The following is a 22382-nucleotide window of genomic DNA, read 5'->3' as shown; positions in this document are numbered from 1 at the left end:
GGGTGGGTCTGCCTTTCGGTCTCGGTTCCCTGTGTCGGGTCGGTTCGTGGGTTCAGTGGGCCGGTGCGGGGCGGAACCGGCGGCGGTACTCGGCCGGGGCCGCCCCGAGGGCCTTGACGAAGGCCCGGCGCATGGCCTCCGGGGTGCCGTAGCCGCTTGCCCGGGAGATCTCCTCGATGCCGTCGGTGGTGTCCTCCAGGAGGCGGCGGGCGTGTTCGAGGCGGACCAGGTCGACGTAGCGGCCGGGGGTCATGCCGGTCTCGGTCTGGAAGGCGCGGGCGAAGTGGCGTGGTGAGAGGCTCGCGCGGGCGGCGAGCGACTCGACGGTCAGGTCGGCGTCGGGGTGCTCGGTGATCCAGCTCTGGACCTCCCTGAGGGGCTCACGCCGGGCGGTCTGGGCGGCGAGCTGGGCGCTGAACTGGGCCTGATTGCCGGGCCGTCGCAGGAAGACGACCAGGTGGCGCGCGATGTCCAGGGCCACCTCCCGGCCCAGGTCCTCCTCGACCAGGGCGAGGGCGAGGTCGATGCCCGAGGTCACACCCGCGGAGGTGGCGACATGTCCGTCGCGCACATAGATGGGGTCCGGGTCGACCTCGACGGCCGGGTGGTCGCGAGCCAGCTTGTCGCAGTACGCCCAGTGGGTCGTGGCGCGGCGGCCGTCCAGCAGGCCCGCGGCGGCGAGCAGGACCGCGCCCGTGCAGACGGAGACCAGGCGCTCGGCGCGGGGGCCGTGCTCGCGCAGCCACCCGACCAGGCCGGGGTCCGGGGTGCGGGTGCCCTCGCCGCCGGGGACGACGAGGGTGTGCGCGTCGAGCCGGTTGCCGAGAGCCTGGTCCGGTGCGACGGTCAAGCCGCTGGAGGTGCGTACGGGAGCGCCGTCCAGGGAGGCCGTGCGGATGCGGTACGTGCCCGGACTGTGCTTCTCGGCCCCCGCGAAGACCTCCAGCGGCCCGGTGACATCGAGGCTCTGCACTGCGTCGAAGAGGACGAAGAGAACGGTGTGCTGCGCCATGACATCGATTCTTCGGGGCCGACGGGGTGGCCGCAATGACGAGGTCCCCACCTTTCCTGCCATGATGCGCGCGGGCAGGGGCGACGTACCAAGCGGTTGGTAACCTGCCGGGCATGACTACTGCCGCCCTTGAGCCCCGTGCCGGCCGCCGCTGCCACAACATGCTCAACTCCCTGCACGCGACGTCGTACTTCGCTCCCGAGCTGGGCAGGGAACTGGCCGCTCTCGGGATCACGCATCCCAGGGCCGTCAACTTCGCGGTGCGCGCTGCCGCGCTGGGTCCGGTGGGTGCGGGTGCGGTGACGGCGACGTTCTACAACTACAAGCACGAGCTGGTCGCCCGGCACGTCCCCGCGGTCTGGGCGATCGCCTCGCCCGAGGACGTGCTGGCGGCACGCGCGCGTGCGGTCGACAGCGCGCTGCGGCGGCTGCTCGGCGAGGAGGCGCCGGCGTCCGCGGAGATGGCGGAGGCCGCGCGGCTCGCGCTGCGGGCGACCGAGGCCTGTTCGCGCAGCGCCCGGCCGCTGTACTCGGCGCACGCGGACCTGCCGGTGCCCGAGGAGCCGCATCTGGCGTTCTTCCACGCCACGACGCTGCTGCGCGAGCACCGCGGTGACGGGCATCTCGGTGTGCTGATGTCCGCCGGGCTCGACGGTCTGGAGGCGGTGGTCACCCACACGGCGACCGGCAAGGGCATGACGCCGAAGTGGGTGTTCTCCACGCGGGGCTGGACGCAGGAGGACTGGGACGCGGCGTGTGAGCGGCTGCGGGGGCGCGGGGTGTTGGACGGTGCGGGTGAGCTGACGGCGGAGGGGGTTGCCCTGCGTGCGGAGATCGAGTCCGAGACGGACCGGCTGGATCGGGCGCCGTACGAGCATCTCGGGGCGGAGGGGGTTGCTCGGCTGACCGAGCTCGGTGCGGGGTTTGCCGGGGCGGTGGTGGCTGCGGGGGCGTTTCCGGCGGATCTGCTCGGCAAGGGGTGAGCCCCGACGGGTTTCGCCCCCGCCGCCCCTACCCGTCCCATCCTGAAGGGGCTTCGCCCCTTCGACCCCACCAGGGGGCTCCGCCCCCTGGACCCCCGTCGGCCTGAACGGCCTCGTCCTCAACCGCCGGACGGGCTGAGGGGCGGCGCGACCGGCCGGGTTGGTGCCCTGATCCCCGGTTGTCGGTGTCACCTGCCACAATTGCCGCGCAACCTCAGTGAGAAGGCGGGACGGGATCGTGACGACACCCCTCGTAGGGTCCATCGAAGGCAGGATCGCCGCGGAGCTCGGCGTACGGGAGCGGCAGGTGAAGGCTGCCGTGGAGCTGCTCGACGGCGGTTCGACGGTGCCTTTCATCGCCCGCTACCGCAAGGAAGCGACCGAGATGCTCGACGACGCGCAGCTGCGCACGCTCGAGGAGCGGCTGCGCTATCTGCGCGAGCTGGAGGAGCGGCGCACGGCGATCCTCGACTCGGTGCGCGAGCAGGGCAAGCTGACCGAGGAGCTGGAGGCCCAGATCCGCGGCGCGGAGACGAAGGCGCGGCTGGAGGACATCTATCTCCCGTACAAGCCCAAGCGCAGGACCAAGGCGCAGATCGCCCGGGAGGCCGGGCTGGAGCCGCTGGCCGAGGGACTGCTCGGGGACGCGACGGTCGAGCCGCTGGCCGCCGCCGCGGCGTTCGTGGACGCCGACAAGGGCGTGGCCGATCCGCAGGCCGCCCTGGATGGCGCCCGGGCGATCCTCACGGAGCGGTTCTCGGAGGACGCCGACCTGATCGGTGAGCTGCGTGAGCGCATGTGGGTGCGGGGACGGCTGGCCGCCAAGGTGCGGGACGGCAAGGAGGAGGCCGGCGCGAAGTTCGCCGACTACTTCGACTTCGCAGAGCCGTTCACCGAGCTGCCCTCGCACCGGATCCTGGCGATGCTGCGCGGCGAGAAGGAGGAGGTCCTCGATCTCGTCCTGGAGCCCGAGGAGCCGACCGAGGGTCCGTCGTCGTACGAAGGGATCGTGGCTCACAAGTTCGCGATCGCCGACCGCGGGCGTCCGGCCGACAAGTGGCTGACGGACACCGTCCGCTGGGCCTGGCGGACCCGGCTCCTGGTGCACCTCGGCATCGACCTCAGGCTGCGGCTGCGCACCGCCGCGGAGGACGAGGCGGTCGACGTGTTCGCGAAGAACCTGCGCGACCTGCTGCTCGCCGCACCGGCCGGCACCCGCTCGACGCTGGGCCTGGACCCCGGTTTCCGTACGGGCGTGAAGGTCGCCGTGGTCGACGCGACCGGCAAGGTCGTCGCGACGGACGTCATTTACCCGCACGTCCCGGCGAACAAGTGGGACGAGGCGATCGCCAAGCTGGCGCGCCTGACGAAGGAGCACGCGGTCGAGCTGATCGCGATCGGCAACGGCACGGCGTCCCGCGAGACCGACAAGCTCGCCGGTGAACTCATCACCAAGCACCCGGAGTTGAAGCTCACCAAGGTGATGGTGTCCGAGGCCGGCGCCTCGGTGTACTCGGCCTCCGCCTTCGCGTCCCAGGAACTGCCCGACATGGACGTCTCGCTGCGCGGCGCGGTCTCCATCGCGCGCCGGCTCCAGGACCCGCTCGCCGAGCTGGTGAAGATCGACCCGAAGTCGATCGGCGTCGGCCAGTACCAGCACGACCTGTCCGAGGTGAAGCTGTCGCGTTCGCTGGACGCGGTGGTGGAGGACTGTGTGAACGGCGTCGGGGTCGACGTCAACACCGCCTCCGCGCCGCTGCTCTCCCGCGTCTCCGGCATCACCTCCGGGCTCGCCGAGAACATCGTGACCCACCGGGACTCCAACGGCCCGTTCACGTCCCGCTCGCAGCTGAAGAACGTGGCGCGGCTCGGCCCGAAGGCGTACGAGCAGTGCGCGGGCTTCCTGCGCATCCGTGGCGGCGACGACCCGCTGGACTCCTCCAGCGTGCACCCCGAGTCGTATCCGGTCGTGCGGCGGATGGTGAAGACGTCGGGTCAGGAGGTGGCCTCGCTCATCGGCAACACGGGCGTGCTGCGCTCGCTGAAGCCGAACGACTTCGTGGACGAGACCTTCGGTCTGCCGACCGTCTCGGACATCCTCAAGGAGCTGGAGAAGCCCGGCCGCGACCCGCGTCCCGCCTTCAAGACGGCCACCTTCAAGGAGGGCGTGGAGAAGATCTCCGACCTGGCGTCCGGGATGGTCCTGGAGGGCGTCGTGACGAACGTCGCGGCGTTCGGGGCGTTCATCGACATCGGCGTCCACCAGGACGGTCTCGCGCATGTCTCCGCGCTGTCGAAGACCTTCGTCAAGGACCCGCGGGACGTGGTGAAGCCCGGTGACATCGTCAAGGTGAAGATCCTCGACGTCGACATCCCGCGCAAGCGGATCTCCCTCACTCTCAGGCTCGACGACGAGGCGGCTGCGCAGGGCCAGCAGGGCGGGGGCGGCGGCGAGCGCCGGCAGCGGGGCGGGCGTCCGCCGCAGCAGCGGCAGGGTCGCACCGGTGGCGGCGGTGGCGGTGGTGGTGGCGGTTCGCGTCAGGCGCCGCCGCCGGCCAACAGCGCCATGGCCGACGCACTGCGCCGCGCGGGTCTGCTCGACCCGAAGAAGGGCAAGCGCTGAGCCGGCACGCGGGTCCGGACTCTCCGGTACGACACGGAGGGTCCGGGCCGGTTCGCCCGTAGGGTGACGCCATGCCGACGTCGCACGTCATCACCTGGGAAGTGTCGGGGAGCAAGGGCGTCGAGACCGCCTGGATCGAGCTCGGCGCCGACACCCTCCGGGCGCGTGGCAGAGCGGTCGGCACGGTTCCGGAGCCGTACTGGATCTCGTACGAACTCGACACGGCCGACGCCTTCGTGACACGTCGGCTGCATGTCACCGCCGAGTCGGCGGACGGCGTGCGCACGCTCGACCTGCGGCACGACGGGGCGGGCCGGTGGACGGCGAACGGTGAGCACCGGGCCGACATCGACGGCGCACTCGACTGCGACCTCGGCCTGTGCCCGCTCACCAACACGATGCCGGTGCTGCGGCACGGGCTCCATCGGACGCCCGGGGAGCAGGAGTTGCTGATGGCGTGGGTGTCGGTGCCGAATCTGACCCCGGTCGCCTCCCGGCAGACGTACACACACCTGGGGCCGGGCCGGACCCGCTTCGTCTCCGGCGACTTCCGCAGGGACATCCGGTTCGACGACGACGGCTTCGTCGTCGACTATCCGGGGCTGGCCACGCGGCTCGGCTGAGCCGCGGGGCGCGGGCCGTTGCGCCATGTGCAGTAGCACGCGGGGCTGATCGGCTCCGGGCGGGCACATGTGGACAGGCGGACCCCCAGGTCCGCGTGCCCGCCGCCGCTCCGGGAGAGCCGATGCCGACCGCCCCCTCGCCCCGCCGCCGTCCCCCGCTCGTGCCCCGTACGCGGGCGTCCTGCCTCGTCGCCCTCTGCCTGATCCTGTTGTCCCCGGCCGTCGCGGGCGCCACCACGCAGCCCCGGCCGCACCCTTATGACTCACTCCAGCAGCAGCTGGAGCAACTGGTCCGCGCGCCTGGCGGCCCACCCGGTGTCATCGCCGTCCTGCAGGACGGCCGGAGCAGCCGGGTCGTCCGGGCCGGTGTCGCGGAACTGGGCACCGCCCGCCGGCCCGAGCCGCACGACCACATGCGCGTCGCCAGTACGGCCAAGGCGTTCAGCGGGGCGGTGGCGCTGTCCCTCGTGGACCGGCGCTACCTGCGGCTCGACGACACCCTGCGCGAGCGGCTGCCCAGGCTGCCGCGGGCCTGGGGTTCCGTGACGCTGCGCCAGCTGCTGAACCACACGAGCGGCCTGCCCGACTACACCGAGGACCCGACATTCCTGGCGACGCTCAGCGCGAACCCCCGGCACCACTTCGACTCCCGTCGGCTGCTCGACTACGTCGCCGACCGGCCGCTGCGGTTCCGGGCCGGCACCCGGTACCAGTACTCCAACTCCGACAACATCGCCGTCGCCCTGATGGCGGAGGCCGCCACCCGCGTGCCGTACGAGCGGCTGCTGGACGAGCTGGTGTACCGGCCGCTGGACCTGCGCCGGACCAGCCTGCCGCAGGGCTACCGGCTGCCGGTGCCCTATCTGCACGGCTACGAAGTGACCCCGCCCGCACCGCCGGAGGACATCAGTGAGGCCCTCAGCATGTCCGGCGTGTGGGCCTCGGGCGGCATCGTCTCCACGCCCGCCGACATGACCCGTTTCGTGCGCGGCTACGCCGGGGGCCGGCTGTACGGCCACCGTGTCGTACGGGAGCAGCGGCGGTGGATCCCCGGGGGCGCGTCCGAGCCGGCCGGGCCGGGCCGCAACGACGCCGGGCTCGGCATCTTCCGGTACACGACCCGGTGCGGGGTGGTGCTGGGGCACACCGGCAACACACCGGGCTACACGCAGCTGATCGCGGCCACGCCGGACGGGCGCCGGTCGCTGACCTTCTCCACCACCACCCAGATCAACCGGACCATGAAGCCCGGATTGCTGGCCCGCCTGCGGGTCGTGCAGGAGAACTTCGTCTGCGCCCTGCTGCGCTGACCGGGGTCCGGTGTTCGGGTCCGGGGCTGACGGATCCGTCCTAGCGTTCCGTCACCTTGCCGTCGGCGACCTCCAGGCGGCGGGTGACGTGGACCGCGTCGAGCATGCGCCGGTCGTGGGTGACCAGGAGCAGGGTGCCCTCGTAGGCGTCCAGGGCCGACTCCAGTTGCTCGATGGCCGGCAGGTCGAGGTGGTTGGTGGGCTCGTCGAGGACCAGGAGGTTGACGCCACTGCCCTGGAGGAGGGAGAGGGCGGCGCGGGTCCGTTCGCCCGGGGAGAGGGTGGCGGCGGAGCGCAGGACGTGATCGCGCTTCAGGCCGAACTTGGCCAGGAGGGTGCGCACTTCGACCGGTTCGGTGTCCGGGACGGCCGCGCAGAAGGCGTCCAGCAGGGACTCCTCGCCGTGGAACAGCTTGCGGGCCTGGTCGACCTCACCGATCAGCACACCGGAGCCGAGCGACGCCTGGCCCGCGGTCAGCGGGACGCGGCCCAGCAGGGCGGCCAGCAGTGTCGACTTGCCCGCGCCGTTGGCACCGGTGACTGCCACCCGGTCCGCCCAGTCGATCTGGAGGGACACCGGCCCGAGGGTGAAGTCGCCGCGGCGCAGCTCGGCGTCCCGCAGGGTCGCGACCACGGCTCCCGAGCGAGGGGCCGAGGCGATCTCCATGCGCAGTTCCCACTCCTTGCGCGGCTCGTCGACGACATCCAGGCGCTCGATCATGCGCTGGGTCTGGCGGGCCTTCGCGGCCTGCTTCTCGCTGGCTTCGCTGCGGAACTTGCGGCCGATCTTGTCGTTGTCGTTGTTCGCCTTGCGCCGGGCGTTCTTGACGCCCTTGTCCATCCAGGAGCGCTGCATCTGCGCCCGGTCCTGGAGGGCGGACTTCTTGTCGGCGTACTCCTCGAAGTCGTCGCGGGCGTGCCGGCGGGCCACCTCGCGCTCCTCCAGGTAGGCCTCGTAGCCGCCGCCGTAGAGGTTGATCTGCTGCTGGGCGAGGTCGAGTTCGAGGACCTTGGTGACCGTCCGGGTGAGGAACTCGCGGTCGTGGCTGACGACGACCGTGCCGGCGCGCAGGCCCGAGACGAACCCTTCGAGGCGTTCCAGGCCGTCCAGGTCGAGGTCGTTCGTCGGCTCGTCCAGCAGGAAGACGTCGTAGCGCGACAGCAGCAGCGAGGCCAGTCCCGCGCGGGCCGCCTGGCCGCCGGACAGGGACGTCATCGGCTGGTCCAGGTCCACGGCGAGGCCCAGCGAGTCGGCGACCTCCTCCGCCCGCTCGTCGAGGTCGGCGCCGCCCAGGTCCAGCCAGCGCTCCAGGCTCGTCGCGTAGGCGTCGTCCGCGCCGGGCGCCCCGTCGACCAGGGCCTGCGTCGCCTCGTCCATGGTCCGCTGGGCCTCGGCGACTGAGGTGCGGCGGGCCAGGAACTGCCGTACGGTCTCGCCGGGGCGCCGCTCCGGCTCCTGCGGGAGGTGACCGACGGTCGCCGTCGGCGGGGACAGCCGCAGCTCGCCCTCCTCCGGAGCGGTGAGCCCGGCGAGCAGTCGGAGCAGCGTGGACTTGCCCGCGCCGTTGGCTCCGACCAGGCCGATCACGTCTCCGGGCGCGACGACGAGGTCGAGCCCGCTGAACAGGGAGCGGTCACCGTGGCCGGCGGCGAGGTTCTTGACGACGAGGGTGGCAGTCACAGGGAGCGATCCTAGTAGCCGCGCGGCGGCGGCGTCGGGCCGGACGCTAGGCGCCCCCTCAAGGGGCGCGGGGAACTGCGCGACCAGCCACGACGAGGCCGCAGACGACCGACGGCATACCGCGGCACCCAGCGGAGCGCTACCGAGCCATCGCCTCCACCAGCACGCTGCCCGACGTCCGCGCCACCACGAACGACTCCCCCTTCACCGCCTTCGCGTCCAGCGCGATGCGGTGGCGGCCCGCTTCCAGGATGCCGTCGAAGACCTCGTGGGTGTGGGTGCGGTACAGACGGTCGAGGCGGTACGCGGTGAGGCGTACCCGGCAGGGGGAGGTGACCTCGACGCCCGCCTCGCCGTCGGCGGCCACCAGGCGGGTCAGGCGGCGCTGTTCGACCGGGCTGCGGTCCAGGGCGTGTTCGATCTGCGCGACCAGCAGCGGCACGATCGGCGCGAGGCCGTCGACGTACGCCACCTCCACCGAGGCGTCCGTGAAGGCGCGGCGTACGGCGGCGCGCTGCTCCTGGGCAACCGCGCGGCCGAAGGCGACGGCGCCGTAGGTGCGCAGTTCGTCGGCGGGCACGCCGCTCAGGTCATGGGTGATCTCGGCGCCGATGCCGATGGTGCGCAGGGCGGCGGCGAGCTTGGCGAGGAGGGCGACCCGGGCGCCGATGAGGAGCACCCTGCGGCGGGGTGGCTCGGCGGACTGGTCGAGCAGGGAGCCGAGCGCCGCGCGGTACTCGGCGGCCTGGAAGCGGAAGGGCCCGATGCCGTGGTAGCCGTTGAGCTCCAGGTCGGCGTGATCGTCGGTCTGCCAGGCGAAGTCCCGCCAGATGTAGTCGTCACCCTCCTTGTCGATGACCGCGGTGACGGCGCCGCAGGCGAGGTCCGCGCATTCGGGGCAGCCGTATATGACGTACCGGCCGCCTGGAAGCGGGGGTTCCGCCTCCAGCAGCAGGCCGCGTACCTGTGCGGTGAAGATGGCGGGCGGGACGTCGGAGGCGAGCGGGGAGACGGCGTCGAGGTCGGAGAGCTGGAACAGCAGCGGGCGTCCGTCGACGATGAAGTCCACGAAGTCCCGGTGCACCTGGAAGCCACCGTTGGCGAGGACGCCACCGGCACGCATCGCCGGTGCCAGGCCGAAGGTCGCGTACTCGGCAGACATGCTGTGAGTATCCCCAGAGCGAGACCGATATGAGCGCGGCATGACATATTCCGCTACGTCCCGGCATGAGAAACGAACAGATTGCCGGGACGCGTGCGTGCGTACGCCACTCAGCCGTGGTCGTGCCCCAGCGGGTCTCCCTCCGCCTCGGTCCCCGGGCCCGGACCGACCTTGATCTCGAATTCGCCGTCGTAGATCTTGTGACCCGCGATCACCGCGAGCTCGACGGCCTCGGAGCCCATCTCGCCGCGCACGATGACCGGGTCGCGGCGCAGATCGCGCATGAGGGCGAAGCACATGCCGATCATCACGAGGACGAAGGGCGCGGCCGCCAGGATCGTGAGGTTCTGCAGACCCGTGAGCGCGTCCCCCTGCCCGCTGCCGACGAGCAGCATGATGGCGGCGACGGCGCCGGTCACCACACCCCAGAACACGATGACGAAGCGGCCGGGTTCGAGCGCGCCCTTCTGGGAGAGCGTGCCCATCACGATCGACGCGGCGTCGGCTCCGGAGACGAAGAAGATGCCGACCAGGATCATCACGAGCAGGCTGCTGGCGGTCGCGACGGGGAACTCCTGCAGGAGGCCGAAGAGTTGGCCCTCGGGGGTCTCCTCGCCGCCGAGCCCGCCGCCCTCCTTCAGCTTCATGGCCGTACCACCGAAGATCGCGAACCAGACGAGGCTGACGGTGCTGGGCACCAGGATGACGCCGCCGACGAACTGCCGGATGGTGCGGCCGCGGCTGATGCGGGCGATGAACATGCCGACGAAGGGCGTCCAGGAGATCCACCAGGCCCAGTAGAAGACGGTCCAGCTGCCGAGCCAGTCGGCGACGCCCTCGCCTCCGCTGGCCTCGGTGCGGCCGGCGAGCTGGGGCAGGTCGCCGAGGTAGGAGAAGATCGAGGTCGGCACCAGGTCGAGCACGATGATCGTCGGGCCCGCGATGAAGACGAACACCGCGAGGATCAGGGCGAGCACCATGTTGATGTTGGACAGCCACTGGATGCCCCGCTCGATGCCGGAGACCGCCGAGGCGACGAAGGCCAGGGTCAGTACGGCGATGATGGCGACGAGCAGGCCCTCGCTCACGTCGTCCATCCAGTCCAGCTCCTGGAAGCCGGAGCCGATCTGCAGCGCGCCGAGGCCCAGGGAGGCCGCGGAGCCGAAGACCGTGGCGATGATCGCGAGGATGTCGATCACCCGTCCCGCGGCGCCGTTGGCGTGCTTCTCCCCGATCAGCGGGGTGAACACCGCGCTGATGGTCTGGCGCCGGCGTTTGCGGAAGGTGCTGTAGGCGATGGCGAGTCCGACCACCGCGTAGATCGCCCAGGGGTGCAGCGTCCAGTGGAAGAGGGTGGTCGCCATCGCCGTCTCCATGCGTTCCCCGGGGTTCGTGGGGTTCGTGCCCGGCGGCGGGGTCGTGTAGTGCGCGAGCGGCTCGCTGACGCCGTAGAACATCAGACCGATGCCCATGCCGGCGCTGAACATCATCGCGACCCAGGAGACGGTGCGGAACTCGGGCTCCTCGCCCTCGGCGCCCAGGTGGATACGGCCGTAGCGGCTGATCGCGAGCCAGAGCGCGAAGACCACGAAGCCGGAGGCGGCCAGCATGAAGGCCCAGCCGCCGTTGTGGATCAGGCCGTTGAGCATCTTCGTGGACACGCTCTCCAGCGAGTCCGTGGCCGCCCAGCCCCAGATCACGAACGCCACGGTGATGGCGGCGGTCACCCCGAACACCACTGGGTCGGTGGGGCGGCCGGAAACGTCGGCAGGACCTTCCCGGCCGCCACCCCTCTGCTTCAGATCGTCAGTCATCTGCGGCACCTTCCCCTGAAAACGGTGGGTACGCCGGTATCCACGTCGTTTCCCAGGACCTACCACAGATCCCGCAGATCACAGCCGCTTCAGCAGTCGGTGTCGGGCTCCGCGATCGTGAGGTGGTACGGGGCGCGCTCGTCGAGAAGCAGCGGCACGAGGGCGCGCAGGGACTGGCGGAGCGGGACGTAGGTGCCGTGTGTCCGCACTCCGTGCAGGGCGAGTTCGTCCTTCACCAGCGCGTACTGCTCCGGGGTGAGCCGGTAGCCGCAGGGCGGGTCCTGGATCACCTCGGCCGGTTCGGGCGGGTCGTTGTCGGCGCCGCCGACGTGCACGGGGCCGGTGTCGGCGTAGCCCGTGAGGCGGGCCAGGCCGGTCGCCGCCTCGATCCGTCCTCGACGGTCGTCGGTGAAGTCGAACAGCCCCCCGAGCGCCGCGAGTTGGGAGTGCACCCGGCGCCGGTTGTTCAGGGCCGCGTCCGCCTTCTCCGCCTCGGTGAGCGGATCGACACGGCTCTCGATGAGCAGGCCGACCGAGTGCTTGACGCCGGACATGTTCCGCAGGATGCGCTCCTGCCCGTCACCGGCGACCTGCTTGATCGGATCGCCCGTCCCGGGGTCGGTCCAGATGCCGTACGTGCCGGTCGAGTAGCCGCCGTCCCCGGCGGCCGGGCGCACGTAGGACTGCGACAGGGTCTGTGCCTCGTCGTGGACGTGCGCGTCGGTGTTGAGGTTGCGCGGCCACAGGTCGAACAGGTCCTTGTCGTAGTACGGGGGTGTGGCGCCGTACTCGTGCAGGTCGTAGATGACGTCCGGGCGCTGGTCGCGGACGACCGCGGCCATGGCGCGCCCCTCGGCGGTCTGGAGCGCGATGTGGTCGCGGTTGATGTCCACCCCGTCGCTGTTGCCGCGCGTGTCGGCGGCCCGGCCGTCCGGGTTGGCCGTGGGCACGACCAGCAGGGTGGTGCGCTCCAGGAAGCGCCGGGTCTGGCGGTCCTTGGCGTACGCCAGGTCACGGACGGTGGACAGGCAGGCCTCGCGGCCGGAGGGTTCGTCGCCGTGCTGGCTGCACACGAGCAACACCTTGTTCGGCGCGGGGCGTTCACCGATCCGGACCAGCTGGAGCGGCCGGCCCTGCTTCGTCGTCCCGATCCGGGCCACCGACACCCGGTCGCTCGCCTTGTCGACGGCGGCCAGGAAGGTCTGTTCCTCGGGCTGGCTGGTCCAGCGGGCGCCGTTCGATTCCTCGAAGCCGGTGCGGGGCGGCGAGTCGGCTGCCTGGGCCGGTACGGCCACGAGGGACGCGGCGATGGCCGCCGCGGTCACGGTGAGGGTTCGTATACGGGTCACTGGCCTCCCTCCGGGATGCGGTGGACGGGGCGCGGCGCGCTCGTCACACCGTCGAGGCGCTTCGCCTCGGGCGTGGCGGTCGGTGTGCCGGCGGTGGCGCGGGCGTAGGCGGGGGCGCCGCCGACCAGCGGAACGCGGGCCTTCGTGCGGGAGAGGTCGAGGGTGAGCGTCGGCTTGGTCGACGGAGGGTCGATCAGGTCCTTGTCCGTGCCCGCGACGATCAGGGCGAGGCGGTGACCGGCCGGGACGACATGGTCGGTGGCCGCGAGGTCGAGGGTGATCGTGTACGCCTTGCCCGGGGTGAGCGGCACGCCCTTGCGGTCGGAGGCGTAGTTGCCCAGGTCGGCCCAACCCCTGCTGACGACCGTGTAGTCGACGTCGGCGGTCTTGGCCTTGGTCTCCTTGAAGCAGGCGCTGTCGCCGGAGGTGCTCGCGCCCCAGCAGGTGCGGTCGGTGAGCGTGCTGATGCCCTCGCCGCTGGCCGCGTAGTCGCGGATGGTGTCGGGTCCGAGGTCGACGAGGACGGCGGACAGGTGGGCCGTCGAGGTGCTCGGGGTGGCGGTGACGGTGACCTCGGAGGAGCCGGACAGACGCAGGTCGCGGGTGAGCGGCTTCGTCACGAAGCCCGCCTTGTCGGGGGTGGCCCGGTCGATGTGCGCGGCCCAGTCGGTCTCGCTGTGCTGCGGGTCGTCGGTGAAGGTCTCGGTGCCGTTGCCCTTGTTCAGGCCGAGGGTGCCGACGCCCGCCTCGGCGCCCTTGGCGGGGCGCAGGGTGGTGGTGTCGGTGCCGCGCGGCGGCCATGCCTGGGAGGTGACCCACTGGTCGGGGTGGCGCTCGATGTCGGCCATCGGCTCGCGGTCGATGCCGTTGTCGTAGCCGAGGAGTTCGTGGTCGAACCAGCGGTGCAGGGTCTTCACCCAGTCGGCGCGACGGAAGTCGAAGGGGTCGACGTGGCCGGTCTGGGAGAGCCAGATCTTGCGCTCGACGCCGTTTTTGGCGAGGGCGTCCCACCACTGGCCGACGTGCTTCATACGGACGTTGAGGTCCTGCATGCCGTGGATCAGGAACACGCTCGCCTTCACCTTGCGCGCGTCCTTGACGTAGTCGCGCTCGGTCCACAGCGGCGTCCAGTCACCGGTGCGCGGCGCGCCGTCGACGAGCGTCTGCTGGACGGCGGCGCACTTGGCGCGGGCATCGGGGCTGTCGACGTAGTCGGAGAGCCAGTCCGGGCCGGAGTCGTACAGCGGGGCGCCCTGCTGGAAGTAGTAGTCGTACCAGGAGGAGATGGCGCTGATCGGGACGATGGTCTTCAGTCCCTCGACGCCGGTCGCGGCGACGCCGTTGGCGATGGTGCCGTCCCAGCTCTTGCCGATCATGCCGGTGCGGCCGTTGGTCCAGGTCGCCTTGGCCTTGGTGGCGCCGGTGCGGGTCGTGTAGGCCTTGCCGCGTCCGTTCAGCCAGTCGACGACGGCCTTCGCGGAGAGGATGTCGGAACGTCCGCCGACGTCCACGCAGCCGTCGGAGCGGTTGGTTCCGGCGAGGTCGACGCCGACGAAGGCGTAGCCGCGGGGTACGAAGTAGTTGTCGTAGAACAGCGGCATCTGGACGACTTCGCCGTCGGCGTCGTACGTCTTCTTCTGGCTCTCGTTGCCGCGTCCGCAGCAGGAGTAGTACGGGCTGGCGTCCATGATGACGGGCACCTTGCGGCCTTGCGCGGCCGCCTCGCGGGGCCGGACGATGTCGACGGCGACGCGGTCGTGCTTCCCGTCGCGGTCGAGGTCGAGTCCGGTGTCCACCCAAACGGCCTCGCGGACGGCGTTGTCGTAGGAGTAGACGGGTGTGCTCTCCCGCGGGCCGGCCTGTGCCGTTGTGGGCACGAGGAACGCGGCCATCAGGGCGGCCGCGGCCGCCGTCGCGAGCGGTCTCCAGATCATGAAGCGCATGCGTTTGGGCATGCGCGGACGGTACATCGGTCAACTCCTGTGCAGAAGAGGGCGACTGACGCCGCATGAGGCCACAGATGGCCGATAAACACCCTTGTGGCGGATCCGCTCATGTCGGCCGAATGGCGATCGTGTGACACGGGTGGTCATGGACACGCAGGGGGCACAGGTACTCAATAGGCTCCGAAAAGACTTCGGCCCCTACGACTTGGAGCTTTCGTGCACCGCAGAATCATGGCGCCGGGCGCACTGGCAGCGGCCTCCCTGATGCTGGCGATCCCGGCGTCGGCGGCGAGCCACTCCCCCGGCACTCCGGGCATCGGCGACCCCTACTACCCGGCCTACGGCAACGGCGGCTACGACGTCTCCCACTACGACCTCCGGCTGAAGTACCAGCCGGCCACCGACGTGCTGGAGGGTACGGCGACCCTGCTGGCGAAGACCACGCAGGACCTGTCCCGTTTCAACCTGGACTTCCTGCTGGACGTCAGCGAGGTGCGGGTGAATGGCGTGAAGGCGTCGTTCGCGACCTCGGGCGAGCACGAGTTGGAGATCACGCCGAAGAAGCCGCTGGCCAAGGGCTCGGACGTCACCGTGGTCGTGCGCTATCGCGGGGTGCCGTCGACGAAGGAGGCGTACGGCTTCAACGCGTGGCTGCGCACGGCGGACGGCGGGGTCGCCGCGGGTGAGCCCGAGGGGTCCTGGTGGTGGTACCCGAGCAATGACCACCCGCGCGACAAGGCGACGTTCGACGTGTCGGTGCAGGTGCCGAACGGCACGCAGTTCCTCTCCAACGGAACGCTCCAGTCGACGAGTTCGCGGGCCGGCTGGACCCGCTACAACTGGCGTTCGAACAAGCCGCAGGCCACCTATCTGGCCACGTTCGCGGCGGGGAAGTTCGACGTCACCACGGGGACGTCCGAGAGTGGAATTCCGGTCATCAATGCTTACAGCAAGGACCTCGGCGACAAGGCGGGGGCCGCACGGGCGAGCATCGAGCGGACCGGGGAGATCGCGGACTGGCTGAGCGAGTACTTCGGACCGTATCCGTACAACGCGCTCGGCGGGTATGTGCCGAACACCAACACCGGGTACGCGCTGGAGACACAGACCCGGCCGTTCTACAGCCCGGCGAACTTCGCCAACGGGTCCAACACCTCCGTCGTCGTCCATGAGCTGGCCCATCAGTGGTGGGGCGACCTGGTGTCCGTCAAGGGCTGGAAGGACATCTGGATCAACGAGGGCTTCGCGCGGTACGCGCAGTGGCTGTGGTCGGAGCACGAGGGCGAGGGGACGGCGCAGGAGATCGCCGACTACGTGTACGCCTCGCGCGCGGCCGACGATCCGTTCTGGACGGTCGAGCCCGGTGACCCCGGGCCGGAGAACCAGTTCCACATCGCCGTGTACGACCGGGGTGCGCTGACCCTGCAGGCGCTGCGCAACGAGATCGGGGACGAGGCCTTCTTCGCCATCCTGAAGGGGTGGCCGCAGAAGTACGCCCACGGCAACGCCTCGGTGGCCGACTTCGTGCGGTACGCCGAGGAGGTGTCCGGGAAGCCGCTGGCTGCGGTGTTCGACACGTGGCTGTTCCAGGCGTCGAAGCCGGCGGCGGCCACGGCGCGGGCGGCTTCGATCGCGAAGGTGTCCGGAGTTCCTGCGCAGCCGAAGTCGTGGAAGAAGATCGCCGCGACGAATGGCGTGCACGAGCACTGAGTGCGCCATTGGGTCTGCCACGACATGCTGTCGGGCGGCTGCGGGTGCGCCGTGGTTGATCGCGCAGTTCCCCGCGCCCCTTAGGGCGTTGCGGCTCGCCCGATCAATTGGTTCAGGCCTATCGCGTCCGTTTCCGTCGATGGCACCGTGCACGCGTGGGCGCCGGCGATCGTGCCGTACAGGGCGCTGCGTCGGGGTGTCTCCCGGTTCAGCCAGGCGTAGAGGAACGCGGCGGCGAAGGCGTCGCCCGCGCCGTTGGAGTCCACCACCGGCGCGGGCGGCGTCACGGCGGGCAGGCGGGTCAGCTCGTCGTCGGACAGTACGTACGCGCCCTTCGCGCCTGCCGTGGCCACGACCACCTCGGCCCGGCCCCGATCGGTGATCCGGCGCATCGTCCGCTCGGGGTCGGCCAGGGCGGTGGTGGACAGGAAGACGACGTCCGCCGCGTACGCGAACGGCTCGTGGTACGGATTCTCGCCGTCCCAGTCGTGCAGGTCGGTGGAGAGCGTCGCGCCCGACTCGCGCAGCACTGGCAGGGAATGGACGCAGGGTTGGGTGATGGTGACGTGGACGTGGCGGCTCGCGCCGGCCAGTTCACGCACCATGGCTTCCGGGAAGCGGTCGTCGGGGTGGGTGCGGCTGGTGTCGTACAGCGACAGTCGTCTGCCGTCGGGGCCGACGAGGTTGACCGCACGCTTCGTCCCGGCGGGCTGCGGGATCGCCGTGAGCGCGATGCCCTTCTCCCGGTGCAGGGCGCGGACCAGGACGCCCTCGGGGTCGTCGCCGAGCATGTCGAGGTGGTGGACCCGCAGGCCGAGGGCGCCCAGGCCCAGGGCGACGAAGTCGCCGGTCTGCCCGGCGCGGGTACGGATTCCCGAGTCGATCATGTAGCTGTCGGCGTACGGCAACGGCAGCTGCGGCACGTACACGATGGTGTCGACGCCCGCGCCGCCCAGCACGAGCACGTCGATGTCGCGGCTCAACTTCCGCCCTCCCCATGGTCGTAGACCATGACGGCGATCCCCCGCTTCACCAGCCGCTCGGTTATCAGCGGCTCGACACGGGACCACTTGCCGCCGGCCAGGCCGCAGCCTATCCGGGGCATGTGCACGGACGCGCCGAGGTCGGCCGCCTTGTCGCCCAGCCGTTCCAGCGCCGCGCCGATTGCCTCGTAGCGCACGGGAACACCCTTGCTGCCCGTGCGGATGCCGCGCTGGCCGACCATGTTGGCCACCCAGAGGTAGCGCTCGACCTGGACGAACTGGACCGCGCCCAGCCCGAAGTCGTTCGAGGCGCGCTCCCGGTGCCATGTCCGGTAGGACTTCTCCGGCTCCGGCCAACGGCGGGACACGGCCAGGACGAAGCCCTTTCCCCATCCCCCGATGTCATTGCAGACATGGGCGATCACCTTGACGCCCTTCACCGAAGGGACAGTGGCGTCACCCCGGACGTAAGTGATCTCCGACATGACGCCACCGTAGAGGCCGCCACTGACAACGGCCTCGGAACTACTTCGTGAGCTCGGTCAGCTCCTGGTCCTCCGTGCGGTTGACCCGGCGGCGGATCGCGTACCAGCCGGCGATCAGCATCAGGGCGATGACCGGGATGAGGAGGAGGGTCTTGCGGCCGACCTCGGGGTCGTTCCACATCATGGCGAGGCAGGCCAGCAGGAAGACGACCGTGGCGATCTCCGTGACCGGGCTGCCGGGGAGGCGGAAGGAGGGGCGGTCCAGCAGTCCCGCCTTGGCCCGGCGGACGAAGACCAGGTGGCAGACCATGATGATCACCCAGGTCGAGATGATGCCGAGCGAGGCCACGTTCAGCACGATCTCGAAGGCCTGGCTGGGCATGAGGTAGTTCAGGCCGACGCCGAGCACGCACACCGCGCAGGTGAGCAGGATGCCGCCGTAGGGGACCTGGCTGCGGTTCATGCGGGCCGTGAACTTCGGGGCCGAGCCCGCCATGGCCATGGAGCGCAGGATGCGGCCCGTGGAGTAGAGGCCGGAGTTGAGGGAGGACATCGCGGCCGTGAGGACGACCAGGTTCATCACGTCGCCCGCCGCAGGGACGCCGATCTTCGACAGGACCGTGACGAAGGGGCTCTGGTCGGCCGAGTAGACCGAGCCGGGGAGGAGGAGGGCGAGGAGGACGACGGAGCCGACGTAGAAGAGGCCGACGCGCCACATGATCGAGTTCACCGCGCGCGGGACGACCTTCTCCGGCTCCGCGGTCTCACCCGCGGCGACGCCGACCAGCTCCAGGGCGGCGTACGCGAAGATCACGCCCTGCATGACCAGGACGACGGGCATCAGGCCGTGCGGGAAGACACCGCCGTTGTCGCTGATCACGCTCAGGCCGGGCGTCGTGCCGCCCACCTCGTGCTGAGTGGCCAGCAGGAAGATGCCGACGAACATGAAGGCCACCAGCGTGGCGACCTTGATGATCGCGAACCAGAACTCCATCTCGCCGAAGATCTTCACCGAGATCAGGTTCACCGCCAGCACGACCGCCAGCGCGATCAGGGCCAGCACCCACTGCGGGATGTCGGTGAACAGACTCCAGTAGTGCGTGTAGAGCGCGATCGCGGTGATGTCGGCGATGCCGGTCGTCGACCAGTTCAGGAAGTACATCCATCCGGCGACGTACGCGCCCTTCTCGCCGAGGAACTCGCGCGCGTACGACACGAAGGAGCCGGAGGACGGGCGGTACAAGACGAGCTCGCCCAACGCCCGCACTACGAAGAAGGCGAATACACCGCAGACCAGGTAGGCGATCGCCAGCGCCGGGCCCGCGTTGTGGAGGCGACCGCCGGCGCCGAGGAAGAGGCCGGTGCCGATCGCACCGCCGATGGCGATCATGTTGACGTGGCGGGCCTTGAGGTCCTTGCTGTAACCGGCGTCGCCCGCGTCCGCGGGCACCTGGGCCGCGTCGGTGCGGGATGCGGCCACTGCCGTGTTCACGGCGTCCTTGCTCACGGGTGGTACCACTCTCTGGTGCGCCCGAGCGGGTCGCGCTCGGGTGTCCGGACGAACGTATGGCCTGCGCCTTCCGTAAAAGGCACAGACCAAGGGGCCACCTTCCCCCACGGAACGCGACTCACGCGGTGGCGTATGTCACAGAGCGTTACTTCTCACACGGCGGTCCCACCCTCGCCAGGTCGGTCGCAAGTGGTGTCACAGCAGTGGTGAGACAGCGATACTGCTGCACATGACGACCGGCACCGAGGAACCCACCCTCACGATCGACGAACTGGCCGCGCGGGCGGGTATGACGGTCCGCACGGTGCGGTTCTACGGCACCAAGGGGCTACTGCCGCCTCCGGTGATCGGACCGCGCCGGGTGGGGCACTACGGGCGGGAGCATCTGGCCCGGCTGGCGCTGATCGATGAGCTTCAGCAGCAGGGCATGACGCTGGCGGCCATCGAGCGCTATCTGCAGCAGCTGCCGCCGGATCTGGACGCCCATGACCTCGCCCTTCACCGGGCGGTCGTGGCCTCCTGGGCGCCGGATGCCATCGAGACGGTCACCAGGGCGGAACTGGAGCGGCGGGCCGGGCGGGCACTCGGCGACGACGACGTGGAGCGGCTGGTCGCGATGGGAGTGATCGGGGCGGCCGGCGACGACGGATACCGCGTCGACCTCGGGCTGCTGCGGCTCGGCGTCGGCCTGCTGGACGTGCCGCTCTCGCAGGAGGCGATCCTGGCGGCGCGCACGGTCCTCGTCGAACACTCGCGTGCCGCCGCGCACGAGCTGTCGCAGCTCTTCCGCGGCGAGGTGTCGGAACGCGCCGCTCAGGACGTGAAGTCGCTGTCCGCCTACATGCAACCCGTGATCGTTCAGGCCCTGTTGACGACCTTTCAGCGGTCGTTGCGCGCGGAACTTCGGGAGTGGCTGGGCGGCACCGCAGCAGAACGCGGATCTGCCTGACAGGGCCACCTCGCCCTCGCCGCGCAGGATGTCCAGCACGGCGAGGGCGGGGCGGGACCCTGCGTCAGTCGCCGAAGGTCTCCCCCTTCTGGGCCTTCTCCACCAGCAGGGCGGGCGGCGCGAACCGCTCCCCGTACGTCTCGGCCAGCTCACGCGCGCGTGCCACGAACCCGGCGACGCCGCCGTCGTAGCCGTTGATGTACTGCAGGACACCGCCGGTCCAGCCGGGGAAGCCGATGCCGAGGATGGAGCCGATGTTGGCGTCGGCGACCGACGTCAGCACCCCCTCCTCCAGGAGCCGGACCGTGTCCAGGGCCTCGGAGAAGAGCATGCGTTCCTGCATGTCCCGGAAGGGGATCTCCGCGCCCTCACGGGTGAAGTGCTCGCGCAGGCCCGGCCACAGGGCCGCCCGCTTGCCGTTCTCGTCGTAGTCGTAGAAGCCGGCTCCCCCGCTGCGCCCGGGGCGGTCGAACTCGTCGACCATGCGGTCGATGACGACCTCGGCGGGGTGGGCCGTCCAGGTGCCGCCCGCCTCTTCGACGGCCCGCTTGGACTCGCCCCGGATCTTGCGCGGCAGCGTGAGCGTCAACTCGTCCATCAGGGACAGGACCTTGGCCGGGTAGCCGGCCTGCGCCGCCGCCTGCTCCACCGACGCGGGCTCGATGCCCTCGCCGACCATCGCCACGCCCTCATTGATGAAGTTGCCGATGACACGGGAGGTGAAGAAGCCGCGGGAGTCGTTGACGACGATCGGCGTCTTGTTGATCTGCCGGACCAGGTCGAACGCGCGGGCCAGCGCCTCCTCACCGGTCCGCTCGCCCTTGATGATCTCGACGAGCGGCATCTTGTCGACGGGCGAGAAGAAGTGCAGTCCGATGAAGTCGGCCTGGCGCTCCACGCCTTCGGCGAGGACGGTGATCGGCAGCGTCGAGGTGTTGGAGCACAGCAGCGCGTCCGGCTCCACGATCCCCTGGATCTCCTGGAAGACCTTGTGCTTGAGCTCGGGGTTCTCGAAGACGGCCTCGATGACCGCGTCGCAGCCCGCCACGTCCTGCGGGTCGCCGGTGGGTGTGATGCGGGCGAGCAGCGCGTCGGCCTTCTCCTGCGTCGTACGGCCCCGGGAGACCGCCTTGGCGCACAGCTTCTCCGAGTAGGCCTTGCCCTTGGCGGCGGCCTCCGCCGACACGTCCTTCAGGACGACGTCGATGCCCGCGCGGGCGCACGAGTAGGCGATGCCGGCGCCCATCATCCCGGCGCCCAGGACGGCGACCTTGCGGACCTTGCGCGGCTCGATGCCCTTGGGGCGGTTCGCGCCGGAGTTGACGGCCTGGAGGTCGAAGAAGAACGCCTGGATCATGTTCTTGGAGGTCTGGCCCGCGGCCAGCTCCACGAAGTAGCGGGCCTCGATGACCTGAGCGGTCTCGAAGTCGACCTGGGAGCCCTCGACGGCGGCCGCGAGGATGTTACGCGGCGCCGGGTAGGGCGCGCCGCCCGTCTGCTTGCGCAGGCTGGCCGGGAAGGCGGGCAGGTTCGCCGCGAACTTGGGGTTGGCGGGCGTGCCGCCGGGGATGCGGTAGCCCGGCTTGTCCCAGGGCTGCTGCGACTCGGGGTGGGCCTCGATGAACGCGCGTGCCTTGGCGAGCAGTTCGTCCTGTGTGGTGGCCACGTCGTCGATCAGGCCGTTCTGCAGGGCGCGCTGCGGGTTGTACTGGGTGCCCTGGAGGAGGACCTTCAGCAGGGCGTCGGCGATGCCGAGGAGGCGGACGGTGCGGACGACGCCGCCTCCGCCCGGCAGCAGGCCGAGGGTGACCTCGGGGCAGCCGATCTTGGAGCCGGGCGCGTCGAGGGCGATGCGGTGGTGGCAGGCGAGCGCGATCTCGTAACCGCCGCCCAGGGCGGCGCCGTTCATCGCGGCGACGACCGGCTTGCCCAGGGTCTCGATGCGCCGCAGCTGGCGCTTGATCGCCATGCCGCCCTCGAAGAGGTCCTGCGCGGTCTCCGGGGTGACCCGGATCAGGTCGCGCAGGTCGCCGCCCGCGAAGAAGGTCTTCTTGGCGGAGGTGATGATGACACCGCGGATGGTGTCCTTCTCCGCCTCCAGGCGGTCGACGACCACGGCGAGCGAGTCGCGGAACGCCTGGTTCATGGTGTTCGCGGACTGGTTGGGGTCGTCGAGGACGAGCGTGACGACGCCTTCGCGGTCCTGTTCCCAGCGGATGGTGGTGGATTCAGTGCTCATGGG

General features: G+C 70.6%; 16 protein-coding genes. 6 read left to right on the top strand and 10 right to left on the bottom strand.

What is annotated here, in order from left to right; genetic code table 11:
• Positions 1-52: 52 nt before the first annotated feature.
• Positions 53-1012: a GlxA family transcriptional regulator gene (locus tag OG254_RS42440; RefSeq protein WP_405592950.1), complete on the bottom strand. Its 960-nt coding sequence runs from the start codon at positions 1010-1012 to the stop codon at positions 53-55.
• A gap of 113 nt (positions 1013-1125) precedes the next feature.
• Here OG254_RS42440 and OG254_RS42435 point away from each other — a divergent pair, with 113 nt between their 5' ends.
• The 4 genes from OG254_RS42435 (at position 1126) to OG254_RS42420 (ending at position 6551) form a co-directional block, all read left to right on the top strand.
• Positions 1126-1995 carry an SCO6745 family protein gene (locus OG254_RS42435; RefSeq protein WP_405592948.1) on the top strand — a complete coding sequence of 290 codons (870 nt, stop codon included), beginning with the start codon at positions 1126-1128 and terminating at the stop codon, positions 1993-1995.
• 238 nt (positions 1996-2233) lie between these two features.
• Positions 2234-4618 (top strand): Tex family protein, encoded by a 2385-nt coding sequence (locus OG254_RS42430; RefSeq protein WP_405592946.1) that lies wholly within the window; start codon positions 2234-2236, stop codon positions 4616-4618.
• Positions 4619-4689: 71 nt separating this feature from the next.
• Positions 4690-5241: a putative glycolipid-binding domain-containing protein gene (locus tag OG254_RS42425; RefSeq protein WP_405592944.1), complete on the top strand. Its 552-nt coding sequence runs from the start codon at positions 4690-4692 to the stop codon at positions 5239-5241.
• A 122-nt stretch (positions 5242-5363) separates the two neighbouring features.
• Positions 5364-6551, top strand: a complete 1188-nt coding sequence (locus OG254_RS42420) for a serine hydrolase domain-containing protein (protein WP_405592942.1) — start codon at positions 5364-5366, stop codon at positions 6549-6551.
• Positions 6552-6591: 40 nt separating this feature from the next.
• On the opposite strand, the gene OG254_RS42415 is transcribed toward OG254_RS42420, so the two are convergent.
• From OG254_RS42415 to OG254_RS42395, 5 genes are all read right to left on the bottom strand, one after another.
• Positions 6592-8232 carry an ABC-F family ATP-binding cassette domain-containing protein gene (locus OG254_RS42415; protein ID WP_405592940.1) on the bottom strand — a complete coding sequence of 547 codons (1641 nt, stop codon included), beginning with the start codon at positions 8230-8232 and terminating at the stop codon, positions 6592-6594.
• A gap of 139 nt (positions 8233-8371) precedes the next feature.
• The gene (locus OG254_RS42410) at positions 8372-9394 is read right to left on the bottom strand and encodes an oxidoreductase (RefSeq protein WP_405592938.1); all 1023 of its coding nucleotides are present in this window, start codon (positions 9392-9394) and stop codon (positions 8372-8374) included.
• A 110-nt stretch (positions 9395-9504) separates the two neighbouring features.
• On the bottom strand, positions 9505-11208 hold the full coding sequence (locus tag OG254_RS42405; protein WP_405592936.1) for a BCCT family transporter: 1704 nt from the start codon (positions 11206-11208) through the stop codon (positions 9505-9507).
• Positions 11209-11297: 89 nt separating this feature from the next.
• Positions 11298-12557, bottom strand: a complete 1260-nt coding sequence (locus OG254_RS42400; protein WP_405592934.1) for a M14 family metallocarboxypeptidase — start codon at positions 12555-12557, stop codon at positions 11298-11300.
• Entirely contained in the window at positions 12554-14512 is a 1959-nt protein-coding gene (locus OG254_RS42395; protein ID WP_405592932.1) for a Xaa-Pro dipeptidyl-peptidase, read from the bottom strand. Before OG254_RS42395 ends, OG254_RS42400 begins: the two co-directional genes overlap by 4 nt.
• Before the next feature lie 207 nt (positions 14513-14719).
• Here OG254_RS42395 and OG254_RS42390 point away from each other — a divergent pair, with 207 nt between their 5' ends.
• Entirely contained in the window at positions 14720-16213 is a 1494-nt protein-coding gene (locus OG254_RS42390; RefSeq protein WP_405592930.1) for a M1 family metallopeptidase, read from the top strand.
• A gap of 80 nt (positions 16214-16293) precedes the next feature.
• Here OG254_RS42390 and OG254_RS42385 read toward each other — a convergent pair whose 3' ends face one another.
• Genes OG254_RS42385 through OG254_RS42375 form a run of 3 tightly spaced genes read right to left on the bottom strand, consistent with a single transcriptional unit; the run spans position 16294 to position 19188 of the window.
• The gene (locus tag OG254_RS42385) at positions 16294-17196 is read right to left on the bottom strand and encodes a PfkB family carbohydrate kinase (protein ID WP_405592928.1); all 903 of its coding nucleotides are present in this window, start codon (positions 17194-17196) and stop codon (positions 16294-16296) included.
• Complete coding sequence (locus OG254_RS42380) at positions 17193-17681, bottom strand: macro domain-containing protein (protein ID WP_405592926.1); 489 nt, start codon at positions 17679-17681, stop codon at positions 17193-17195. Before OG254_RS42380 ends, OG254_RS42385 begins: the two co-directional genes overlap by 4 nt.
• A gap of 40 nt (positions 17682-17721) precedes the next feature.
• Complete coding sequence (locus OG254_RS42375; protein WP_405592924.1) at positions 17722-19188, bottom strand: amino acid permease; 1467 nt, start codon at positions 19186-19188, stop codon at positions 17722-17724.
• A 232-nt stretch (positions 19189-19420) separates the two neighbouring features.
• On the opposite strand from OG254_RS42375, the gene OG254_RS42370 reads away from it, so the two are divergent.
• Complete coding sequence (locus OG254_RS42370) at positions 19421-20140, top strand: MerR family transcriptional regulator (protein ID WP_405592922.1); 720 nt, start codon at positions 19421-19423, stop codon at positions 20138-20140.
• Between the two features lie 64 nt (positions 20141-20204).
• Here the strand turns inward: OG254_RS42370 and OG254_RS42365 are convergent, their stop codons facing one another.
• Positions 20205-22379, bottom strand: coding sequence for a 3-hydroxyacyl-CoA dehydrogenase NAD-binding domain-containing protein (locus tag OG254_RS42365; RefSeq protein WP_405592920.1), 2175 nt, complete (start codon positions 22377-22379; stop codon positions 20205-20207).
• Positions 22380-22382: the final 3 nt, after the last annotated feature.

It is taken from the genome of Streptomyces sp. NBC_01092 (assembly GCF_045039535.1).
Classification (GTDB): Bacteria; Actinomycetota; Actinomycetes; order Streptomycetales; family Streptomycetaceae; genus Streptomyces.
Note: the sequence above shows the minus strand (reverse complement) of the source record. Positions and strands in the feature narration are given on the sequence as shown.

What these genes read in the sequence shown, in the direction of transcription:
- OG254_RS42395 (WP_405592932.1), bottom strand. Translation starts at nt 14,512, where the DNA reads ATGCCCAAACGCATGCGCTTCATGATCTGGAGACCGCTCGCGACGGCG.
- OG254_RS42425 (WP_405592944.1), top strand. Translation starts at nt 4,690, where the DNA reads ATGCCGACGTCGCACGTCATCACCTGGGAAGTGTCGGGGAGCAAGGGC.
- OG254_RS42440 (WP_405592950.1), bottom strand. Translation starts at nt 1,012, where the DNA reads ATGGCGCAGCACACCGTTCTCTTCGTCCTCTTCGACGCAGTGCAGAGC.
- OG254_RS42420 (WP_405592942.1), top strand. Translation starts at nt 5,364, where the DNA reads ATGCCGACCGCCCCCTCGCCCCGCCGCCGTCCCCCGCTCGTGCCCCGT.
- OG254_RS42435 (WP_405592948.1), top strand. Translation starts at nt 1,126, where the DNA reads ATGACTACTGCCGCCCTTGAGCCCCGTGCCGGCCGCCGCTGCCACAAC.
- OG254_RS42370 (WP_405592922.1), top strand. Translation starts at nt 19,421, where the DNA reads ATGACGACCGGCACCGAGGAACCCACCCTCACGATCGACGAACTGGCC.
- OG254_RS42410 (WP_405592938.1), bottom strand. Translation starts at nt 9,394, where the DNA reads ATGTCTGCCGAGTACGCGACCTTCGGCCTGGCACCGGCGATGCGTGCC.
- OG254_RS42365 (WP_405592920.1), bottom strand. Translation starts at nt 22,379, where the DNA reads ATGAGCACTGAATCCACCACCATCCGCTGGGAACAGGACCGCGAAGGC.
- OG254_RS42405 (WP_405592936.1), bottom strand. Translation starts at nt 11,208, where the DNA reads ATGACTGACGATCTGAAGCAGAGGGGTGGCGGCCGGGAAGGTCCTGCC.
- OG254_RS42380 (WP_405592926.1), bottom strand. Translation starts at nt 17,681, where the DNA reads ATGTCGGAGATCACTTACGTCCGGGGTGACGCCACTGTCCCTTCGGTG.